This is a genomic window from Streptomyces sp. NRRL F-5122 (assembly GCF_001507435.1).
GTDB classification, from domain to species: domain Bacteria; phylum Actinomycetota; class Actinomycetes; order Streptomycetales; family Streptomycetaceae; genus Streptomyces; species Streptomyces lannensis.
In genome coordinates, this window is the sequence record NZ_LMWH01000228.1 from 399,526 (window position 1) to 415,658 (window position 16,133).

The 16,133-nt window shown below is 70.8% G+C and carries 14 protein-coding genes; 6 read left to right on the forward strand and 8 right to left on the reverse strand.

Annotated elements, in window-relative coordinates:
- The 3 genes from ADL25_RS22725 to ADL25_RS22735 are packed head-to-tail and all read left to right on the forward strand — an operon-like array spanning window position 1 to window position 2,431.
- Window positions 1-789 carry an ABC transporter ATP-binding protein gene (locus tag ADL25_RS22725; protein ID WP_059129669.1) on the forward strand — a complete coding sequence of 263 codons (789 nt, stop codon included), beginning with the start codon at window positions 1-3 and terminating at the stop codon, window positions 787-789.
- Window positions 776-1,687, forward strand: a complete 912-nt coding sequence (locus ADL25_RS22730; protein WP_059129595.1) for an ABC transporter permease — start codon at window positions 776-778, stop codon at window positions 1,685-1,687. The genes ADL25_RS22725 and ADL25_RS22730 overlap by 14 nt, the downstream gene beginning before the upstream one ends.
- A 6-nt stretch (window positions 1,688-1,693) precedes the next feature.
- On the forward strand, window positions 1,694-2,431 hold the full coding sequence (locus ADL25_RS22735) for a sirohydrochlorin chelatase (RefSeq protein WP_059129596.1): 738 nt from the start codon (window positions 1,694-1,696) through the stop codon (window positions 2,429-2,431).
- Between the two features lie 56 nt (window positions 2,432-2,487).
- Here the strand turns inward: ADL25_RS22735 and ADL25_RS22740 are convergent, their stop codons facing one another.
- The 4 genes from ADL25_RS22740 to ADL25_RS22755 all read right to left on the reverse strand — a co-directional run bounded on the left by ADL25_RS22740 (window position 2,488) and on the right by ADL25_RS22755 (window position 5,501).
- Entirely contained in the window at window positions 2,488-3,105 is a 618-nt protein-coding gene (locus tag ADL25_RS22740; RefSeq protein ID WP_059129597.1) for a DsbA family protein, read from the reverse strand.
- Window positions 3,106-3,160: 55 nt separating this feature from the next.
- On the reverse strand, window positions 3,161-3,769 hold the full coding sequence (locus tag ADL25_RS22745) for a TIGR03086 family metal-binding protein (RefSeq protein WP_059129598.1): 609 nt from the start codon (window positions 3,767-3,769) through the stop codon (window positions 3,161-3,163).
- A 9-nt stretch (window positions 3,770-3,778) separates the two neighbouring features.
- Window positions 3,779-4,840, reverse strand: coding sequence for a ketopantoate reductase family protein (locus tag ADL25_RS22750; RefSeq protein WP_059129670.1), 1,062 nt, complete (start codon window positions 4,838-4,840; stop codon window positions 3,779-3,781).
- Between the two features lie 106 nt (window positions 4,841-4,946).
- Window positions 4,947-5,501 (reverse strand): DUF1697 domain-containing protein, encoded by a 555-nt coding sequence (locus tag ADL25_RS22755; RefSeq protein ID WP_059129599.1) that lies wholly within the window; start codon window positions 5,499-5,501, stop codon window positions 4,947-4,949.
- 255 nt (window positions 5,502-5,756) lie between these two features.
- Here ADL25_RS22755 and ADL25_RS22760 point away from each other — a divergent pair, with 255 nt between their 5' ends.
- Both ADL25_RS22760 and ADL25_RS22765 read left to right on the forward strand, forming a co-directional pair.
- A complete protein-coding gene (locus ADL25_RS22760; protein WP_059129600.1) occupies window positions 5,757-8,033 on the forward strand; it encodes an MMPL family transporter in 2,277 nt (758 codons plus the stop codon).
- Between the two features lie 215 nt (window positions 8,034-8,248).
- Window positions 8,249-9,112: a phosphotransferase enzyme family protein gene (locus ADL25_RS22765; RefSeq protein WP_059129601.1), complete on the forward strand. Its 864-nt coding sequence runs from the start codon at window positions 8,249-8,251 to the stop codon at window positions 9,110-9,112.
- A gap of 12 nt (window positions 9,113-9,124) precedes the next feature.
- Here ADL25_RS22765 and ADL25_RS22770 read toward each other — a convergent pair whose 3' ends face one another.
- The 4 genes from ADL25_RS22770 to ADL25_RS22785 form a co-directional block, all read right to left on the reverse strand.
- The gene (locus ADL25_RS22770) at window positions 9,125-9,847 is read right to left on the reverse strand and encodes a 3'-5' exonuclease (protein ID WP_059129602.1); all 723 of its coding nucleotides are present in this window, start codon (window positions 9,845-9,847) and stop codon (window positions 9,125-9,127) included.
- Between the two features lie 94 nt (window positions 9,848-9,941).
- Complete coding sequence (locus ADL25_RS22775) at window positions 9,942-11,180, reverse strand: SAV2148 family HEPN domain-containing protein (protein ID WP_059129603.1); 1,239 nt, start codon at window positions 11,178-11,180, stop codon at window positions 9,942-9,944.
- A 115-nt stretch (window positions 11,181-11,295) separates the two neighbouring features.
- Window positions 11,296-12,612, reverse strand: a complete 1,317-nt coding sequence (locus ADL25_RS22780) for a copper amine oxidase (protein WP_059129604.1) — start codon at window positions 12,610-12,612, stop codon at window positions 11,296-11,298.
- A 106-nt stretch (window positions 12,613-12,718) separates the two neighbouring features.
- Entirely contained in the window at window positions 12,719-13,522 is an 804-nt protein-coding gene (locus ADL25_RS22785; RefSeq protein WP_059129605.1) for a hypothetical protein, read from the reverse strand.
- 206 nt (window positions 13,523-13,728) lie between these two features.
- Between ADL25_RS22785 and glgX the strand changes: the two genes are divergently transcribed.
- Window positions 13,729-15,837 carry a glycogen debranching protein GlgX gene (gene glgX, locus ADL25_RS22790; RefSeq protein WP_059129606.1) on the forward strand — a complete coding sequence of 703 codons (2,109 nt, stop codon included), beginning with the start codon at window positions 13,729-13,731 and terminating at the stop codon, window positions 15,835-15,837.
- Window positions 15,838-16,133 lie beyond the last annotated feature (296 nt).

Consider the following 16,133-nt stretch of genomic DNA (forward strand, 5'->3'; position numbering starts at 1 on the left):
ATGGCAACCGCCCTCGCCAAGGCCGCCGAAGGCGCCGCGTCGACGGAGCACGCAGCCCGTATCGAGCATGTCTCCAAGTCCTTCGCCGGGCCGGCCGGGCAGCAGCTCGTCCTCGACGACATCACCCTGGACGTGGCACCGGGGGAGTTCGTCACCCTCCTCGGTGCCTCGGGCTGCGGCAAGTCCACACTGCTCAACCTGGTGGCGGGGCTGGACAAGCCCACCGCCGGCCGCATCACGACCGACGGGCGCCCCGCCCTGATGTTCCAGGAGCACGCCCTGTTCCCGTGGCTCACCGCGGGCAAGAACATCGAACTCGCGCTGAAGCTCAGGGGGGTCCCCAAGAGCGAGCGGCGCGGCAGGACCGAGGAACTGCTCGAACTCGTCCGCCTCCAGGGTTCGTACGGCAAGCGGGTGCACGAGCTGTCCGGCGGCATGCGCCAGCGGGTCGCCCTGGCCCGTGCGCTGGCGCAGGACAGCCAGCTGCTGCTGATGGACGAGCCGTTCGCGGCGCTCGACGCCATCACCCGCGACGTGCTGCACGACGAACTGACGCGCATCTGGGCGGAGACCGGACTGTCCGTGCTGTTCGTCACGCACAACGTGCGCGAGGCGGTACGGCTGGCGCAGCGTGTCGTACTGCTCTCCTCCCGGCCCGGCCGGGTGGCGCGCGAGTGGCGGGTGGAGATACCGCAGCCGCGCCGTATCGAGGACGCTCCGGTGGCGGAGTTGTCCCTCGAGATCACCGAAGTACTGCGTGGGGAGATCCGCCGTCATGGCCAGCACTGAGACCACCGACACGACGGCGAAGGCCACCGCCGGGGACAGTCCGGGACTGAGCGGTCTGGAGGCCGGGCTGGACGCCCTGGAGTCCTCGGCCACGGGTCGCGCCACGTTCCGGCAGACCTTCGTCGGCAAGATCCTGCCACCCGTCCTGGCCGTCGTCGTCGTCCTGGTGATCTGGCAGGCACTGATCACCTTCAAGGTCGTCGACGACCCGACCAAGCTGCCCTCTCCCGGTGATGTGTGGGGCGAGGTCGAGGACGCCTGGCTCGAGGGCAAGCTGCTCGGCTACATCTGGACCAGCGTCTCGCGCGGTCTGCTGGGCTTCCTGCTGGCCCTCGCGATCGGCACCCCGCTGGGGCTTCTGGTGGCCCGTGTGAAGGTCGTCCGCGCGGCGATCGGACCGATCCTGTCCGGACTGCAGTCGCTGCCGTCGGTGGCCTGGGTGCCGCCGGCCGTGATCTGGCTCGGTCTGAACAACTCGATGATGTACGCGGTGATCCTGCTCGGCGCCGTCCCGTCGATCGCCAACGGCCTGGTGTCCGGCATCGATCAGGTACCGCCTCTGTTCCTGCGGGCGGGCCGCACCATGGGGGCGACGGGCCTGAAGGGCACCTGGCACATCGTCATGCCGGCCGCACTCCCCGGCTATCTCGCCGGCCTGAAACAGGGCTGGGCCTTCTCCTGGCGCTCGCTGATGGCCGCGGAGATCATCGCCTCCTCCCCCGACCTGGGCATCGGCCTCGGCGCGCTGCTGGAGAACGGCCGCAACGCCAGCTCCATGGCCATGGTCTTCGAGGCGGTCCTCCTGATCCTGTTCGTCGGTATCGCCATCGACCTGCTGATCTTCAGTCCGCTGGAGCGGTGGGTGCTGCGCAGCCGCGGCCTGTTCGTCAAGGGCTGATCTCCCATGCACAAGCCGGTTCTCCTCGTCATCGCCCACGGCAGCCGTGATCCGCGGCACGCCGCGACCGTGCACGCCCTCGTGCGGCGGGTACGGTCGCTGCGGCCCGGCTTGCGCGTGGAGACCGGCTTCCTGGACTTCAACGTCCCGTCCGTGCAGGGGGTGCTGGAGTCCCTCGCTGCCGAGGGCGTCAGGGACGTCGTGGCGCTGCCCCTCCTGCTGACCCGGGCATTCCACGCGAAGGCCGACATCCCGGCGATGCTGAGCCAGGCACCGCCCCGGCTGCGGATCCGGCAGGCGGACGTGCTCGGCCCCTCCCCCCTGCTGCTGCGCGCCCTCGAACGGCGTCTGCGGGAGGCGGGACTGCGGCCCGCCGACAGGTCCCGCACCGGAGTCGTGCTGGCCTCGGCGGGATCCACCGACCCGGAGGCGATCGCAGTGATCGCAGAAATCGCGCGGGAGTGGCGGCGCACCGGTTGGTGCGCCGTGCGGCCTGCGTTCGCCTCCGCATCCCTTCCGCGCACCGAGGACGCGGTGCGCGAACTGCGGGCGGCGGGCTGTGCGCGGGTGGCCGTGGCCCCGTACGTCCTGGCCCCCGGGTTCCTGCCGGACCGCATCGCCCGCGGCGCCGCAGAGGCGGACGTCCTGGCCGCGGTACTCGGCCCCGCACAGGAGGTGGCCAGGGTCTTGCTGGAGCGGTACGACGAGGCCCGGCTGCCGATGGTGACGGCCCTCGGAGCCTGAGCCCGGGCGCGCCGGGCGCCCGTGCCGCAGGTCGCCCCCGGCCGTGTGCCGGCGGCTCAGCCGAAGCGCAGTCCCCCGGTCCTGGTGCGCTTGAGCTCGAAGAAGTCGGGGTGCACCGCCAGTACCCGGAAGCTGTCGAAGAGTTCGGCCGCTCGCGCGCCTCGCGGAACGGCGCGCAGGACCGGTCCGAACCACACCGCACCGTCGACATGCAGGGTGGGCGTCCCCACATAACCCCCCGAGTCGGGCTCGGCTCCGGCCTCGTGGCTGCGGCGCACGGCCTCGTCGTATGCCGGGTCGTGAGCGGCCGCGGCGAGCTCGGCCGCGAGCCCGAGTTCGGCGAGGGACTCGGTGACCACCGCGTCGAAGTCCTCCGCGCCGCCCTCGTGGATCCGGGTGCCGAAGGCCGTGTAAAGGTCCCGGAGCACCTTCTCGCCGTACCGTTCGGACGCGGCCACGGCGACGCGCACCGGACCGATCGACTTGTCGACCAGCTCCCGGTACCAGGCCGGGAGCTCGTTACCGAGGTTGTGCAGGTGGAGGCTCATCGCGTGGAAGCGGAGGTCGAGCGGCCGCTCGCGCTCGACCTCCAGCAGCCAGCGGGAGGTGATCCAGGCGAAGGGGCAGGCGGAGTCGAACCAGAAGTCGACACGAGGACGCGAGTCGTTCGTCATGCCGTCGACACTAGGCTCCAAGTGGTACAGAATCTCGATCCAATTCGGTGATTTCTCAGTGGTCCACTTTACCCAGGGGCCGCTGCCTCGGATCCCGTCCGCTCGCCGCCAGCGCACGCTCGAACACGGGAGCGTCGTCGGCGACGGCGACCGGGTCCGCGAAGCCGTCGTACCGGCGGTAGAGGTCGCCGTGCGTCTCGACCACGTCCAGCACCAGCCGGCCCGCGCCCTCCGAGACCCGGTACTCCTGACCGGTGGCCGTCGCGACGTCCCAGCCGTGGACCGCCATCTCCTTGACGATCATCGCCGCCAGCCCGGCCGCTTCCATCTTCGCCATACCGAGGTCGATCTCGCCCTCCCACATGGCGGGGTCGTCCCAGGCGGCGACGGCGCGGTCGAGCTGGTCGGCGTACGCCTGCGCCCAGCCCGGATCCGCGGTGAAGTCGCGTGCGGTCAGCTCCTCGGAGAGCGGGGTGCGCAGGGCGCGGTGCTCCAGACCGTGGGAGGTGTAGAGGACCCAGTGGTTCACCAGGGCACGGACGTCCCAGGCGGGGCAGTGGGTGGGCTCGGGCAGCTGCGCCGCCCGGACCTCACGAGCCACACGGGCGGCCTCGGCCGCGCATTCGACCATGTAGGGGTGCACGTTCTTGTACGGATCGCTCATGCCCCCACGCTAGGAACGCGCCCCATGATCCTCTTGAACAAACGCGACACCCCCGTCCCCGGCAGCCGCCACCGCCTCGTCCGCGCGTCGTACCAGCTCCGCCGACGGCAGCGACCCGGCCGGCCGCCGTTCACGTGCGAAGGTGGTGGCGAGCCGTTGCAGCAGTTCGTTCAGCGGGGTCGGCACGCCGTGCAGCCGGCCCAGCAGGACGATCTCGCCGTTGAGGTGGTCAGCCTCGATCGTGCCCGTGCCACGGGCGAGTGACTGCCAGGAGGAGCCGCCGCCCCGCGCGGCCCCCTCCAGCGGTTCCTGACGCACCTTGTCACCGCGCGCCTGCTGTTGTTCCCGCACGCTCGCGTACGGGATCCCGGCAGCCGCGAGCACCGACTCGCCCTCCGCGCGGACCCGTTCGTACAGCCGCCGCGCCTCCTGTCCGTCGATCGGACCGCTCACCGCCTCGACGGCGTTGGCCAGGTTGCCCAGCAGCTTGGCGTACTGCCAACGCGCCACGTCCGCTGCCAACGGGGCCTCGAAGCGGGCGCTCTCCAGATCGGCCGCGATCCGGCGGGCGGTGTCGTCGATACCGTGGGGGTGGCGCCCCAGGTGCAGGATGCCGGTGAGCGGGGCGCCGGCCGCCGAGACCACCCCCGGTTCCACGAAGGTCGACGGCAGCCAGACGCAGACGCCGTACACATGCCGGAAGCGGCGCAGGGCGATCCGCTGGCTCTCGACGCCGTTCTGCGCACAGACCACCGGCAGCCGTTCGGCCGCCGTCCCGCCGCCCGCCACGGGTGCCGCGCCCCAGGTGTCCAGCGCGGCCTCGCTGTCCTGCGTCTTGACGGCCAGCACCAGTACGTCGTCCGTACGCAACTCCCCGAGCGCGTCCGGGCCTTCGACGGCGGGGAGCCGGTGGACGCGTTCGCCGTCCGGGGTGCGGAAGCGCAGCCCGTCCGCCTCGATCGCGGCACGGTGTGCGCCCCGGGCGACCAGGACCACCTCGTGCCCGGCCTCCGCGAGCCGCGCCCCGATCGTTCCGCCGACAGCCCCGGCCCCGATGATGATGTAGCGCATGCCGACGAGCCTCGCACAGGCGGGGACGGCCCCGCGCTCGGGGGCCCGCGGCGGCTCCAGGGCCCGGAGGACCACCGGTATCACGGCCTCCCGTCCGGGGGCCGGATCACCCTGGGACGGCGGTGAGGTCGACCAGCTTGACGACCGTGTTCCAGTTTCGTGTGGTGGCGATCAGCCCCTTGTTCAGCCGGGGCTTGGCCAGGTGTCCCGCGAGCCTGGAGCGGCCGAGTCCGTCCGGCGCGTACAGGTACAGAGCCCTGTCGCCGAGCCGGAACTCCTCGGGATCGTAGGCGGCCGGGTCGATCTCCGCGAAGCGCGCCGCCTCCACCGGCTCCGAGAAGTACGTGATGTGCAACTGCTTGGCCTCCAACTCCGCGGCCGGGAACGGGCAGGCCTCCATGACCGCCTTCAGATAGGCGTGGTCGCGCACGATGACGTCCACGGAAAATCCGAAGCGCTTCCCGATCGCGTCAGCGAGTTCGGCCGCGAGGGATTCCTCGTCACCGTGGTCGGCGGCGAAGACCGCTTGGCCGCTCTGGAGATGGGTACGGACCCCGTCGTGACCGAGCCCTTCCATGACGGTGCGCAGCTCGGCCATCGGCAGCTTCTTGCTGCCGCCCACGTTGATCCCGCGCAGCAGCGCCGCGTACATCGTCGTCATCGCACCACCATAGGCCGGGCGCGCGCGAGCGCGGAGGGGGTCCCCACGACCCCGATCCCGACCCCCGAGAACCCTGACTGCGTGTAAGGGGTCGCGGTCCTCCCTGGTGGTGAGCCGGGGGTGTCCGAGCGGATGAGCCGGACCGATCCCGGTTCGTCGGGGAGCACGACGAGTCGTTCTTATGCCGCGCCTACCTTCGATACGAACGGTGACGGCAGCGGGCCGTCACCCGCACCGAGGGGGGACTGGCCCGTCATGGGGAACGGAGTTACGCGGGTACGGGGCATCGCCGCCCGGGCCGGCGGCTGGAGCGCCCGGCACCGATGGGCTGCCGTCGGCATCTGGCTGCTGTTCGTCGTCCTGGCCATGACCATCGGCTCGGCGGCCGGCCGTGTGGACGTCAAGGACAGCGACGAACTCACGGGCGAGACGCACACCGCCGCCAGGATCATCGAGGAGACCGGCATCGAGGAGCCGGCGGGCGAGTCCGTCCTGATCCAGGCCAAGGGCGGCGGTATCACGGCCACCGACCCCCGGTTCCGCGCCACCGTGACCGCGGTCGTACGGGCGGTCGAGAAGACCGGCCGGGTGACGGACGTGATGTCGCCGTACGACACGAAGTCCATCTCGAAGGACGGCCGAAGCGCGCTCGTGCGGTTCGACATGCGCGGTGACGCCGACACCGCGGGCGACCGGGTCGAGCCGGTGCTCGAGGCCGTCGCGGGGGTCCAGAAGGACCACACGGAGCTGCGGGTCGAGGAGATCGGCGGCGCCAGCATGCAGAAGACGTTCTCCGACGCCTTCGGCGACGACTTCGCGCAGGCCGAGTACTCCGCCGTGCCGGTGGCACTCGGCATCCTGCTGATCGCCTTCGGCGCCGTCGTCGCGGCGCTGTTGCCGGTGGCGCTGGCGATCTCCGCGATCGTCGCGACGATGGGCCTGATGGGCATCGTCAGCCATCTGCAGCCGATGAACGACACCGCCAACTCCGTGATGCTGCTGGTGGGTCTGGCCGTCGGCGTCGACTACTGCCTGTTCTATCTGCGGCGTGAGCGCGAGGAGCGGGCGGCCGGCCGTGATCCTGCCACCGCCCTCCAGATCGCCGCGGCGACCAGCGGACGCGCCATCATCGTCTCCGGTGTCACGGTGTGCGTCGCCATGGCGGGCATGCTGTTCACCGGCATCGCCACGTTCGAGGCGATGGGGCTGGCCTCGCTGATGGTCGTGGCTGTCGCCATGGTCGGTTCGGTGACGGTGCTGCCCGCGCTGCTGTCCCTTCTCGGCCGGCGGGTCGAGAAGGGCCGTATCCCGTTCCTGCACCCCGAGAGGCGCCGTGCGCGCAGCGCCCGGCGCGGCCGGTCCGAGGAGGAGGGGAGCCGGCTGTGGGCGGCCGTGCTCAAGGTCGTGCTCGCCCGGCCCGCCATCTCCCTGGTCGTCGCGGCCGGAGCGCTGCTGGCGATCATGGCGCCCGCCCTGGGCATGAAGACCCAGAACCTGACGCTCGACCAGGAGTTCGGCGACCGGCTGCCCATCGTCGCCACCTACAACCGGGTCAACGAGGCCTTCCCCGGCGGTTCCGAGCCCGCCGAGGTCGTCGTCAAGGCGAACGACATCAACTCCGCCGAGGTGCGGTCCGCGCTGGCCGACTTCCGTGCGGAGGCCATCAGTTCGGGGGCCTCCCGGGGTCCGATCGACATCAGGCTGCACGGCGCCCAGAACGTGGCCCTGATCTCCGTCCCGCTGGTCGGCGGATCCGATCTGGACAAGGCGGGCAGGAGCCTGGACCTGTTGCGTGACCGGGTACGTCCGGACACGCTCGGCAAGGTCGAGGGGGTGCAGGCGCCGATCACGGGTCAGGTCGCCGGCTCCGCGGACTTCAACGACCAGCTCGTCGGCTCGGTGGTTCCGGTCTTCGCGTTCGTCGTGGTCTTCGCCTTCCTGCTGATGCTCGTGTCGTTCCGCTCCCTGACGATCGCGATCACGTCGATCGCGCTCAACCTGCTGTCCGTGGGCGCGGCTTACGGCATCCTGGTCGCCGTCTTCCAGCACGGCTGGGGGGCGTCGCTGGTGGGTGCCGAGGGTGTGGGCGCCATCATCACCTGGCTGCCGCTGTTCCTGTTCGTCATCCTGTTCGGACTGTCGATGGACTACCACGTGTTCGTGGTCTCCCGGATCCGCGAGGCGCACCTGCGGGGCCGGACGACCAAGGAGGCGATCACGCACGGTGTGGTGACCACGGCGGGGGTCGTGACCAGTGCCGCGGTCATCATGGTCGCCGTCTTCGCGATCTTCGGCACGCTGTCCATGCAGTCCATGAAGCAGATGGGCGTCGGCCTGGCCGCCGCCGTGCTCATCGACGCGACGATCATCCGGGGCGTACTCCTCCCCTCGGTGATGGCTCTGCTCGGCGAGCGCAACTGGTATCTGCCGAGGTGGCTGCACCGGCTGCCGGACCTCAGCCACGACGAGTCGTCCCCGGCGGTGTCCCCTCCCCCGCCGCCGGCCGTGGAGGGCGAGAAGGTCGGGGTCTGACGGTCCGCGGATGACGGTGCAGGTGGCCGGGGTGGGGCACCCCGGCCACGCTGCCGGGCCGCGACCGGGCACCGCCCCTTCCCGGCCGGCGCGTCCGCCGGTGCCACCGCCCGCCCGGGCACAGGGTCCGACCAGTGCGAATGCGACACTGGCCGACGATGGCGGGCAGCAGGCGCCATCGGTGGTCGGTACGACGACGGGACACGGAGGCGGCGATGGACGAGGCAAGGGCGCGCGGGGTACTGGCCGCGGCAGCCGTACTGCCGGACCGGGCGACGGACGCGCGGCTCCTCGCCCTGGGTGAGAACGCGGTGTTCGCGGCGGGTGATCTCGTGGTCAAGGTGGGCCGCGACGCCGAACTCCTCGACCGCGCACGGCGGGAACTGGACATCGCCCTCTGGCTCGCCGCGGAGGGCGTCCCCGCGGTGCGTGCCGCCGAACCCGAGGCGCTGCTGGTGGACGGCCACCCGGTGACCGTGTGGCACCGACTGCCCGATCCCGTACGTCCGGCCGAGGCACGCGATCTGGCCGAACTGCTGCGGATCGTGCACGCGCTCCCCGCCCCCTCCTTCCCGCTGCCGCAGCGTGAGCTGCTGGGCGGTGTGGAGCGCTGGCTGCGGCTGGCGGGCGACGCCGTCGACCCGGCGGACGCGGCGTATCTGCGCGAGCGCCGGGACGGCTTCGCGGCGGCCGCCGCCGCGCTGACGCCGCGTCTGGTGCCCGGCCCGATCCACGGCGACGCGCTGCCCCGCAATGTGCACATCGGGCCGGACGGTCCGGTCCTGGTCGATCTGGAGACCTTCTCGGCCGACCTGCGCGAGCACGACCTGGTGGTCATGGCTCTCTCCCGAGACCGCTATGGGCTGCCTGCCGAGGCCTATGACTCCTTCACGAAGTCGTACGGCTGGGATGTGCGCACGTGGGCGGGGTGCTCCGTGCTCCGCGGGGCACGTGAAACCGCCAGTTGCGCCTGGGTCGCCCAGCATGCGCCGAGCAACCCCGCGGCGCTCGCCGAGTTCCGGCGGAGGGTGGCCTCACTGCGGAACGGGGACGAGACGGTCCGCTGGCACGCCTTCTGAGGCCGGTCCCGGTCAGGCCCGCTGACCTGCCGCCTCCCGCAGCGGCCAGGTGCCGTCCACCACCGCCTCCGTGTCGCCCTTGCCGCGCAGAAAGTCCTGGAAGTCCGCCGCCCAGGCCGCGTACCACTCGATCTGCCGGCGGTGCAGCTCCGCCGGTCCGAATGCCGCGACCTTGGGGTGGCGGCCGGCTATCGCCCCCGCGAGCCGGGCGGCGGCCAGGGCGTCCGCCGCGGCATTGTGCGCCGCGTCCAGCGCGACGCCGTACTCCGTGCAGACCGCTTCGAGGTTGCGCTTGCCGCGGCGATAGCGGTCGGCCCACCGGTCGATGGTGTAGGGGTCGATCACGGGTCCCGGTTCCGCGCCGCCCAGACGGTCGCGCAGGGAGGGGAGCCCGTGCCGCCGCAACTCGGCGGAGAGCAGGGTCAGGTCGAAGGCCGCGTTGTAGGCGACGACCGGAACGCCCGTCTTCCAATAGGTCACCAGGACGTCCGCGATGGCGTCGGCGACCTGGTCCGCCGGTCGGCCCTCGGCGGCCGCACGCTCCGTGCTGATCCCGTGCACCGCTACCGCGTCCGCCGGGATCTCCACGCCTGGGTCCGCCAGCCAGTCCCGGCGTCCCAGCGGCTGCCCGTCCCGGACCTCGATCACCGCGCCCGTGACGATACGCGCCTCGTACGGGTCGGTGCCGGTGGTCTCCAGGTCGAAGCCGATCAGCAGCTCTCGGTGCCAGGCCATGGCGGCCCCCCTTCTCGGTGGTGCTTTCCCCCAGTGGTCTCCACCCTCCCACGCGCCACTGACAATCCGAGGACCGCCTTCCGCACGGGACCGTTCACGACACGGGGCGCGAATCCGCCCAAGCCAGCTCGAACTCCTCGCGGTAGGTCGGGAACAGGCCGCCCTCCTCCGCCTGGTCCGACCTGACGACCCGGTTGCCGTTGCGCAGCACGAGCACGGGAGCCTCCATGCCGCGGGTGCGCCGCAGATAGGACTGCACGACCGCGATCCCGTCCGCGCCGTCCCCGTCCACCAGGTACGCCGTGAAGCGGGGGGTCTCGTCGAAGACCTGGATCTCGAAGGCGTCCGGGTCGTGCAGCTTCGAGCGCACCCGGCGCATGTGCAGGATGTTCATCTCGACGGCGCGGCTGAGCTCACCCTTTCTGATGCCCAGCTCCCGCTCACGCCGCTTGACGGCGCTGGACGCGGGGTTGAGGAAGAGCAGCCGCACACGGCAGCCCGACTCGGCGAGGCGCACCAGCCGGCGGCCGGAGAAGTTCTGCACCAGCAGATTGAGGCCGATGCCGATGGCGTCCAGACGGCGGGCGCCGCCGAAGATGTCCTCGGCGGGGAACTGGCGCATCAGCCGCACCCGGTCCGGGTGGACGGCGACCAGGTCCGCGTACCGGTCGCCCACCAGGTCCTCGACCGCGTCGACGGGCAGGCGCCGCGCGGAGGGCACGTCGCCGCCCGCCCCGAGGATCTCGAGCAGCCGCGCGGAGGCACGCTCGGCCTGGGCGAGCACCGCCTCCGACAGGGCCCGGTTGCGGGAGACCACGTTCCGGGTCACTTCCAGCTCGTCCAGCGCGAGTTCGACGTCCCGGCGCTCGTCTATGTAGGGCTCGAAGCACGGCCAGTGCTGCACCATCAGCTCACGCAGTTGGGGAAGCGTCAGGAAGCTGAGCACGTTGTCGTCGGCGGGGTCCAGCAGATAGCCCTTGCGGCGGCTGACCTCGCGCACCGCGACGGCCCGCTGCACCCACTCCTGGCCGGCCGGCCCAGCCGCGGCGACCACCCAGTCGTCCCCGTGGACGGGTTCGTAGATGGGGCGGAGAACAGCGGCCACGACCGCGCGCAGCCGCTGTTCGACCAGGTTCAGCCAGATGTAGGCCCGCCCCGCACGCTGGGCGCGGGTGCGTACCTCGCGCCATGCGTCGGCGTTCCAGTCCAGTTCCGGCCCGATGGATCCCATTTCCATCGGCCGTGCCAGGGACACCGCCCCGGGCGGGACATCCGTGGAGTTCCCCTCGTGACCGTCGTCACCAGGGGGAAGCTCCAGCCCTCCCGAGCCCACCCGCGCACCGCCTTCCGCTCCCCCGAGCCTCCCCAGGGGCCAGGCCCCAGCCAACGATCAAGGAAGAGTACTCCGGGAGCGCTGCGCGGTGCAGCCGGATGCACAGGGTCGTTTCTCAACTACCGTTTTCCACACGCCCGTTCTGGTCCGCCAGCACGGCCGGCGTGAGCGGGTTCATAGCTGTGACGTCGCGCGGAGCAATGGAGAAGCCCTGCCAGTGGACGGGCATGGGCTGCTGGTCCTCGTCGCGCGCTATGTGGTGGAAGCCGATGTTCACCCACACCACGGGGTGAGTGAGCGTCTGCCCGTTGACCCAGCGGTCGACGGATTTACCGGCACCGGTACCGCAGTTGCCGAGATTGTCGCTGGCGAACCGTTCGCACGCCTTGTACTCGGTGAAGTAGATGTCGTGCCTGGTGAAGCCGTGGCCCGGATACTTGGTGCTGGGCCCCGGGACGATCTCGTACGAGCGCGCGTGGCCGTCCTTGTTCCTGCCCGTGGCGCTGACGACCCGCCACCAGCGCATGTTCTTCGCGTCGCCCGCCAGTTCCTTGGTGATCTTCGTGCGGGTGGTCCTGTTGCTCGGGGCCTGGGCACCCCTCGCCGGCGGACTGACCACGGAGTCGTACTGCTCCACCTTGTCCTTCGACGAGCCGTCGAGACCGAAGTCGAGCCGCCAGAAGACGTTGTGACTGTGGCTCGTGGCGTACGCCCTGGCGCCCTTGCCGATCGGCCAGCCGCGGCCGTCGCCCGCGTCGTAGTCGAAGGGCGAGAGGCTGCCCGTGGCGCCCACGTTCATGTTCACCGTGCCGTCGTCCTGGAAGCGCCACTCGGTGATGTACTCGTACCAGCCGACCTTGTTGACGGTGTAGACCAGCAGATCCTTGCCCTGGGCCTGGTAGACCTTGTTTCCCGTGTCGCTCTGCATGCGGTAGGCGTGGCCGCGCGAACGGGTCGTGGTGCACAGGCCGTCGACGTTCGGGTGCTGCGGATCCCAGGCGTTCGGCACCTTGACGGTCCTGATGGTGCCGCCGGGGCACTCGCCCGGCGCCATGGCGGACAGGCCCTGCGCGAAACCGGCGCCCGTCAGATCGCTGTACTCGACCGAGCCGTCGTCGTAGGGGACGTCGATCTGGGCCAGCCGTGCACTGTTGAGAACCTTGATCGGGCGGCTCTCACCCGGGGGCTGGTAGGACACGTGTTCAAGGACGAGGCCGGCGTTGCCGTCGTAGCGCCAGCACATCCGCCAGGTGGTGCCGGTGGAGAGCTTCTGCTCGATCCGGTACGCGGCGCTGCACTCGGCGGCGGCCGGGGCCGCGGCCGTGTGCTCCGCGTAGGCCGGTGCGGCCGCGGTGCCGCCGAGGGCGAGTCCGGCCGCCACGAGGCCGGTCAGGGCCTGCCTGCGGGCATGACTGATTCTGTTCGCGCGCATGACGAAGTGACTCCTCTTGCACAGATGGGAAAGGACAAGCGAAAGGTCGGGACGCCGCGCCGCAGAAGAGGGGAGATGTTTTCCCGGGCGGGCGACGGCGTACGGCTCAGCCGAGCTTGCCGACCTTGCGGGCGCTCAGGTCGACCACGTAGGAACGGCCGTCGATCCACGCGCCGTTCGGGATCTTCGGGAGGAGCCGAACACAGCGGTGCTCGCCGCACTTGCCGAGGACCCCGGGCTGGGCGCCCGGCGTCGCCCGGTAGACGATGCCGGTGAGCATCAGCTGGCCGGGTGAGGTGAGGTCCTTGCCCGTGGCGTCCTTGAAATCGGCCCTCAGGCCCGCGCCGAGCGGGTCCGCGATCAGCAGTTCGGCCGCCTCGGCGTTCTCCTCACGGCCGAGGGGCGGCTGCACGCCGTGCTGGGTCCCGGTCCCCTCGACCTTGCCGGTGTCCAGATCGACCGTCCTCGTGACGAGGGCGTCGTCCCCGTAGTCGTAGAACACCACGTCGGCGCGCCGGGGCGGGTCCTGGTCGTCCAGATGGTCGGCGTCCGGTTCGGCGAGGCCGACGCCGAGCCGCTGTGGTCCCTTCCCACCCGCCACGTTCTCACCGGCGAGGGCCTGCGGCCGGCCGAGCGCGATACGCTCGGCCCGTTCGACCTCGTCGTCGGTCAGCGGGTCGCTCCCGGCGCCCCTGCTCCCTTCCGCGGGCGCCTGCCGGACGACGCCGGGCGCCGGCGTGCCGCCCGGCCCTTCGACCGCCCGGGCGGACCGTCCGCCGTCCTTGCCGCCCGATTCCTCCGCCGACACCGAGCCCGGCAGCGTGATGCCCACCATCACGGCGGTCGCTGCCACCGCGACGGCCGCACCCGCCACCACCTTGCCCAGATGCCTGCGCACTGTCCTGCGCACATTTCCCCCTACTCCCCCTGATTCCCCGGGAGCGGATCAAGCCTTACCGGTTCGGCACGCCTCGGAAGCGCAAGTGGGTGCGCATACCGGGTATGCACTGGTCGGCCGTTAAGAGGGACGGAAGTCATAGGAGGTTCCACCACTTTCGTGGAGACTCGGCGACATGGCGCCCCGCTGGGGCCAGGACAACTGGGAGAGTCGTATCCATGCAGGTCTGGCCTGGAGAGGCGTATCCACTCGGCGCCACGTATGACGGCGCCGGAACCAACTTCGCGGTCTATTCGGAGGCCGCCGACCGGATCGAGCTGTGTCTGCTGCACGACGACGGCTCGGAGACGGCGGTGGAACTGCGGGAGACCGACGCGTTCGTACGGCACGCGTATCTGCCGGGTGTGATGCCCGGGCAGCGGTACGGGTTCCGGGTGCACGGCCCGTACGCACCCGACCGCGGGCTGCGCTGCAACTCGGCGAAGCTGCTGCTCGACCCGTACGCACGCGCCATCAGCGGTGCGGTGAAGTGGGGCGAGGAGGTCTACGGCTACCCCTTCGGGTCGCCGGACAAGCGCAACGACCTGGACTCCGCGCCGCACACCATGACGTCCGTCGTGATCAACCCCTACTTCGACTGGGGCGACGACCGTCCGCCGCGCACCGAGTACCACCGCACGGTGATCTACGAGGCCCATGTGAAGGGCCTGACGATGTCCCACCCCGCGCTGCCCGACGAACTGCGCGGCACCTATGCGGCGCTCGCCCACCCGGCGATCCTCGAGCATCTGACGGAACTGGGTGTCACCGCACTGGAACTGATGCCCGTACACCAGTTCGTCAACGACCACCGCCTGGTGGACATGGGCCTGAACAACTACTGGGGCTACAACACGATCGGCTTCTTCGCCCCGCACAACACGTACGCCTCCTGGGGCGACCGGGGCCAGCAGGTGCTGGAGTTCAAGTCGGCCGTCCGGGCGCTGCACGAGGCGGGCATCGAGGTCATCCTGGACGTCGTCTACAACCACACGGCCGAGGGCAACCACCTCGGCCCGACGCTCTCTTTCAGGGGCCTGGACAACTCCTCGTACTACCGGCTGACCGACGACCCGCGTTACTACATGGACACCACGGGTACCGGGAACTCACTGCTGATGCGTTCGCCCCACGTACTTCAGCTGATCATGGACTCGCTGCGCTACTGGGTCACCGACATGCACGTGGACGGTTTCCGCTTCGACCTGGCGGCGACACTGGCGCGCCAGTTCCACGAGGTGGACCGGCTGTCGTCGTTCTTCGACCTGGTGCAGCAGGACCCGGTGGTCTCCCAGGTGAAGCTGATCGCCGAGCCGTGGGACGTCGGCGAGGGCGGCTACCAGGTGGGCAACTTCCCGCCGCTGTGGACCGAGTGGAACGGAAAGTACCGCGACACCGTCCGGGACCTGTGGCGGGGCGAGCCGCGCACGCTCGCCGAGTTCGCGTCCCGGCTGACCGGCTCCTCGGACCTCTACCAGGACGACGGCCGCCGCCCGCTCGCCTCCATCAACTTCGTGACCTGCCACGACGGCTTCACGCTGCACGACCTCGTCTCGTACAACGACAAGCACAACGAGGACAACGGCGAGGACAACCGGGACGGGGAGAGCTACAACCGGTCCTGGAACAGCGGGGCCGAGGGGGAGACCGACGACCGGGCGGTGCTGGACCTGAGGGCACGGCAGATGCGGAACTTCATCGCCACGCTCATGCTCTCCCAGGGTGTGCCGATGCTCAGCCACGGCGACGAGTTCGCCCGGAGCCAGCGGGGCAACAACAACGCCTACTGCCAGGACAACGAGCTGTCCTGGGTGCAGTGGCCGGAGGAGGACAGCGATCTGCTGGAGTTCACGCGTGCGATGGTGTGGCTGCGCCGCGACCACCCGGTCTTCCGCAGGCGCCGCTTCTTCCACGGACGTCCGGTGCAGGGCACGCACGACGAGCTGTCCGACATCGCCTGGTTCACCCCGCAGGGCGAGGAGATGACACCGCGGGACTGGACGTCGTCGCAGGCGGGCGCGCTGACCGTGTTCCTCAACGGCAACGCCATCTCCGAGCCCGGCCCGCGCGGGGAGCGGATCGCCGACGACTCGTTCCTGCTGATGTTCAACGCCTCGCCCAAACCGCTGGAATTCGTGGTTCCGGTCGACCACGGGCGCCAGTGGCAGGTGGTCGTCGACACCTCGGTCCCGCAAGGGGTGACGGCGGGCACCGGTGCGAAGCTCGAGGCCGGCGGACGGCTGACGCTGATGGACCGGAGCCTGACGGTGCTCCAACGGCCCGCCTAGGGCATCGGCGGCCTCGTCCACCCGCGTGGACGAGGCCGCCGGCCGCCGAGGTCCGGCAAGACGGCCGTCACGAGCGCCACGCGGTCGAATGCGGGATCGACCGCCTCGGGCTGCACGACGGCGCGGTACGACGGACCCAATCGCCCGCCACGAGGCGAGCACGTCGGCCGAGCTCCTCAACGAACGGCCATGACCCCCGCGTTCGGAGCAGGCCCCGGCGTGGCGAGGCATCCGGTCTGCGGGTGGCCGGCGCTCTCGACCGGGCCCGGCACTTCACAAACGGGCCCCGGACAGGC

What these genes read in the sequence shown, in the direction of transcription:
- ADL25_RS22750 (WP_059129670.1), bottom strand. Translation starts at nt 4,840, where the DNA reads ATGCGCTACATCATCATCGGGGCCGGGGCTGTCGGCGGAACGATCGGG.
- ADL25_RS22745 (WP_059129598.1), bottom strand. Translation starts at nt 3,769, where the DNA reads ATGAGCGATCCGTACAAGAACGTGCACCCCTACATGGTCGAATGCGCG.
- ADL25_RS22770 (WP_059129602.1), bottom strand. Translation starts at nt 9,847, where the DNA reads ATGGCCTGGCACCGAGAGCTGCTGATCGGCTTCGACCTGGAGACCACC.
- ADL25_RS22765 (WP_059129601.1), top strand. Translation starts at nt 8,249, where the DNA reads ATGGACGAGGCAAGGGCGCGCGGGGTACTGGCCGCGGCAGCCGTACTG.
- ADL25_RS22780 (WP_059129604.1), bottom strand. Translation starts at nt 12,612, where the DNA reads ATGCGCGCGAACAGAATCAGTCATGCCCGCAGGCAGGCCCTGACCGGC.
- ADL25_RS22740 (WP_059129597.1), bottom strand. Translation starts at nt 3,105, where the DNA reads ATGACGAACGACTCGCGTCCTCGTGTCGACTTCTGGTTCGACTCCGCC.
- ADL25_RS22735 (WP_059129596.1), top strand. Translation starts at nt 1,694, where the DNA reads ATGCACAAGCCGGTTCTCCTCGTCATCGCCCACGGCAGCCGTGATCCG.
- ADL25_RS22755 (WP_059129599.1), bottom strand. Translation starts at nt 5,501, where the DNA reads ATGACGACGATGTACGCGGCGCTGCTGCGCGGGATCAACGTGGGCGGC.
- ADL25_RS22760 (WP_059129600.1), top strand. Translation starts at nt 5,757, where the DNA reads ATGGGGAACGGAGTTACGCGGGTACGGGGCATCGCCGCCCGGGCCGGC.
- ADL25_RS22725 (WP_059129669.1), top strand. Translation starts at nt 1, where the DNA reads ATGGCAACCGCCCTCGCCAAGGCCGCCGAAGGCGCCGCGTCGACGGAG.
- glgX (WP_059129606.1), top strand. Translation starts at nt 13,729, where the DNA reads ATGCAGGTCTGGCCTGGAGAGGCGTATCCACTCGGCGCCACGTATGAC.
- ADL25_RS22730 (WP_059129595.1), top strand. Translation starts at nt 776, where the DNA reads ATGGCCAGCACTGAGACCACCGACACGACGGCGAAGGCCACCGCCGGG.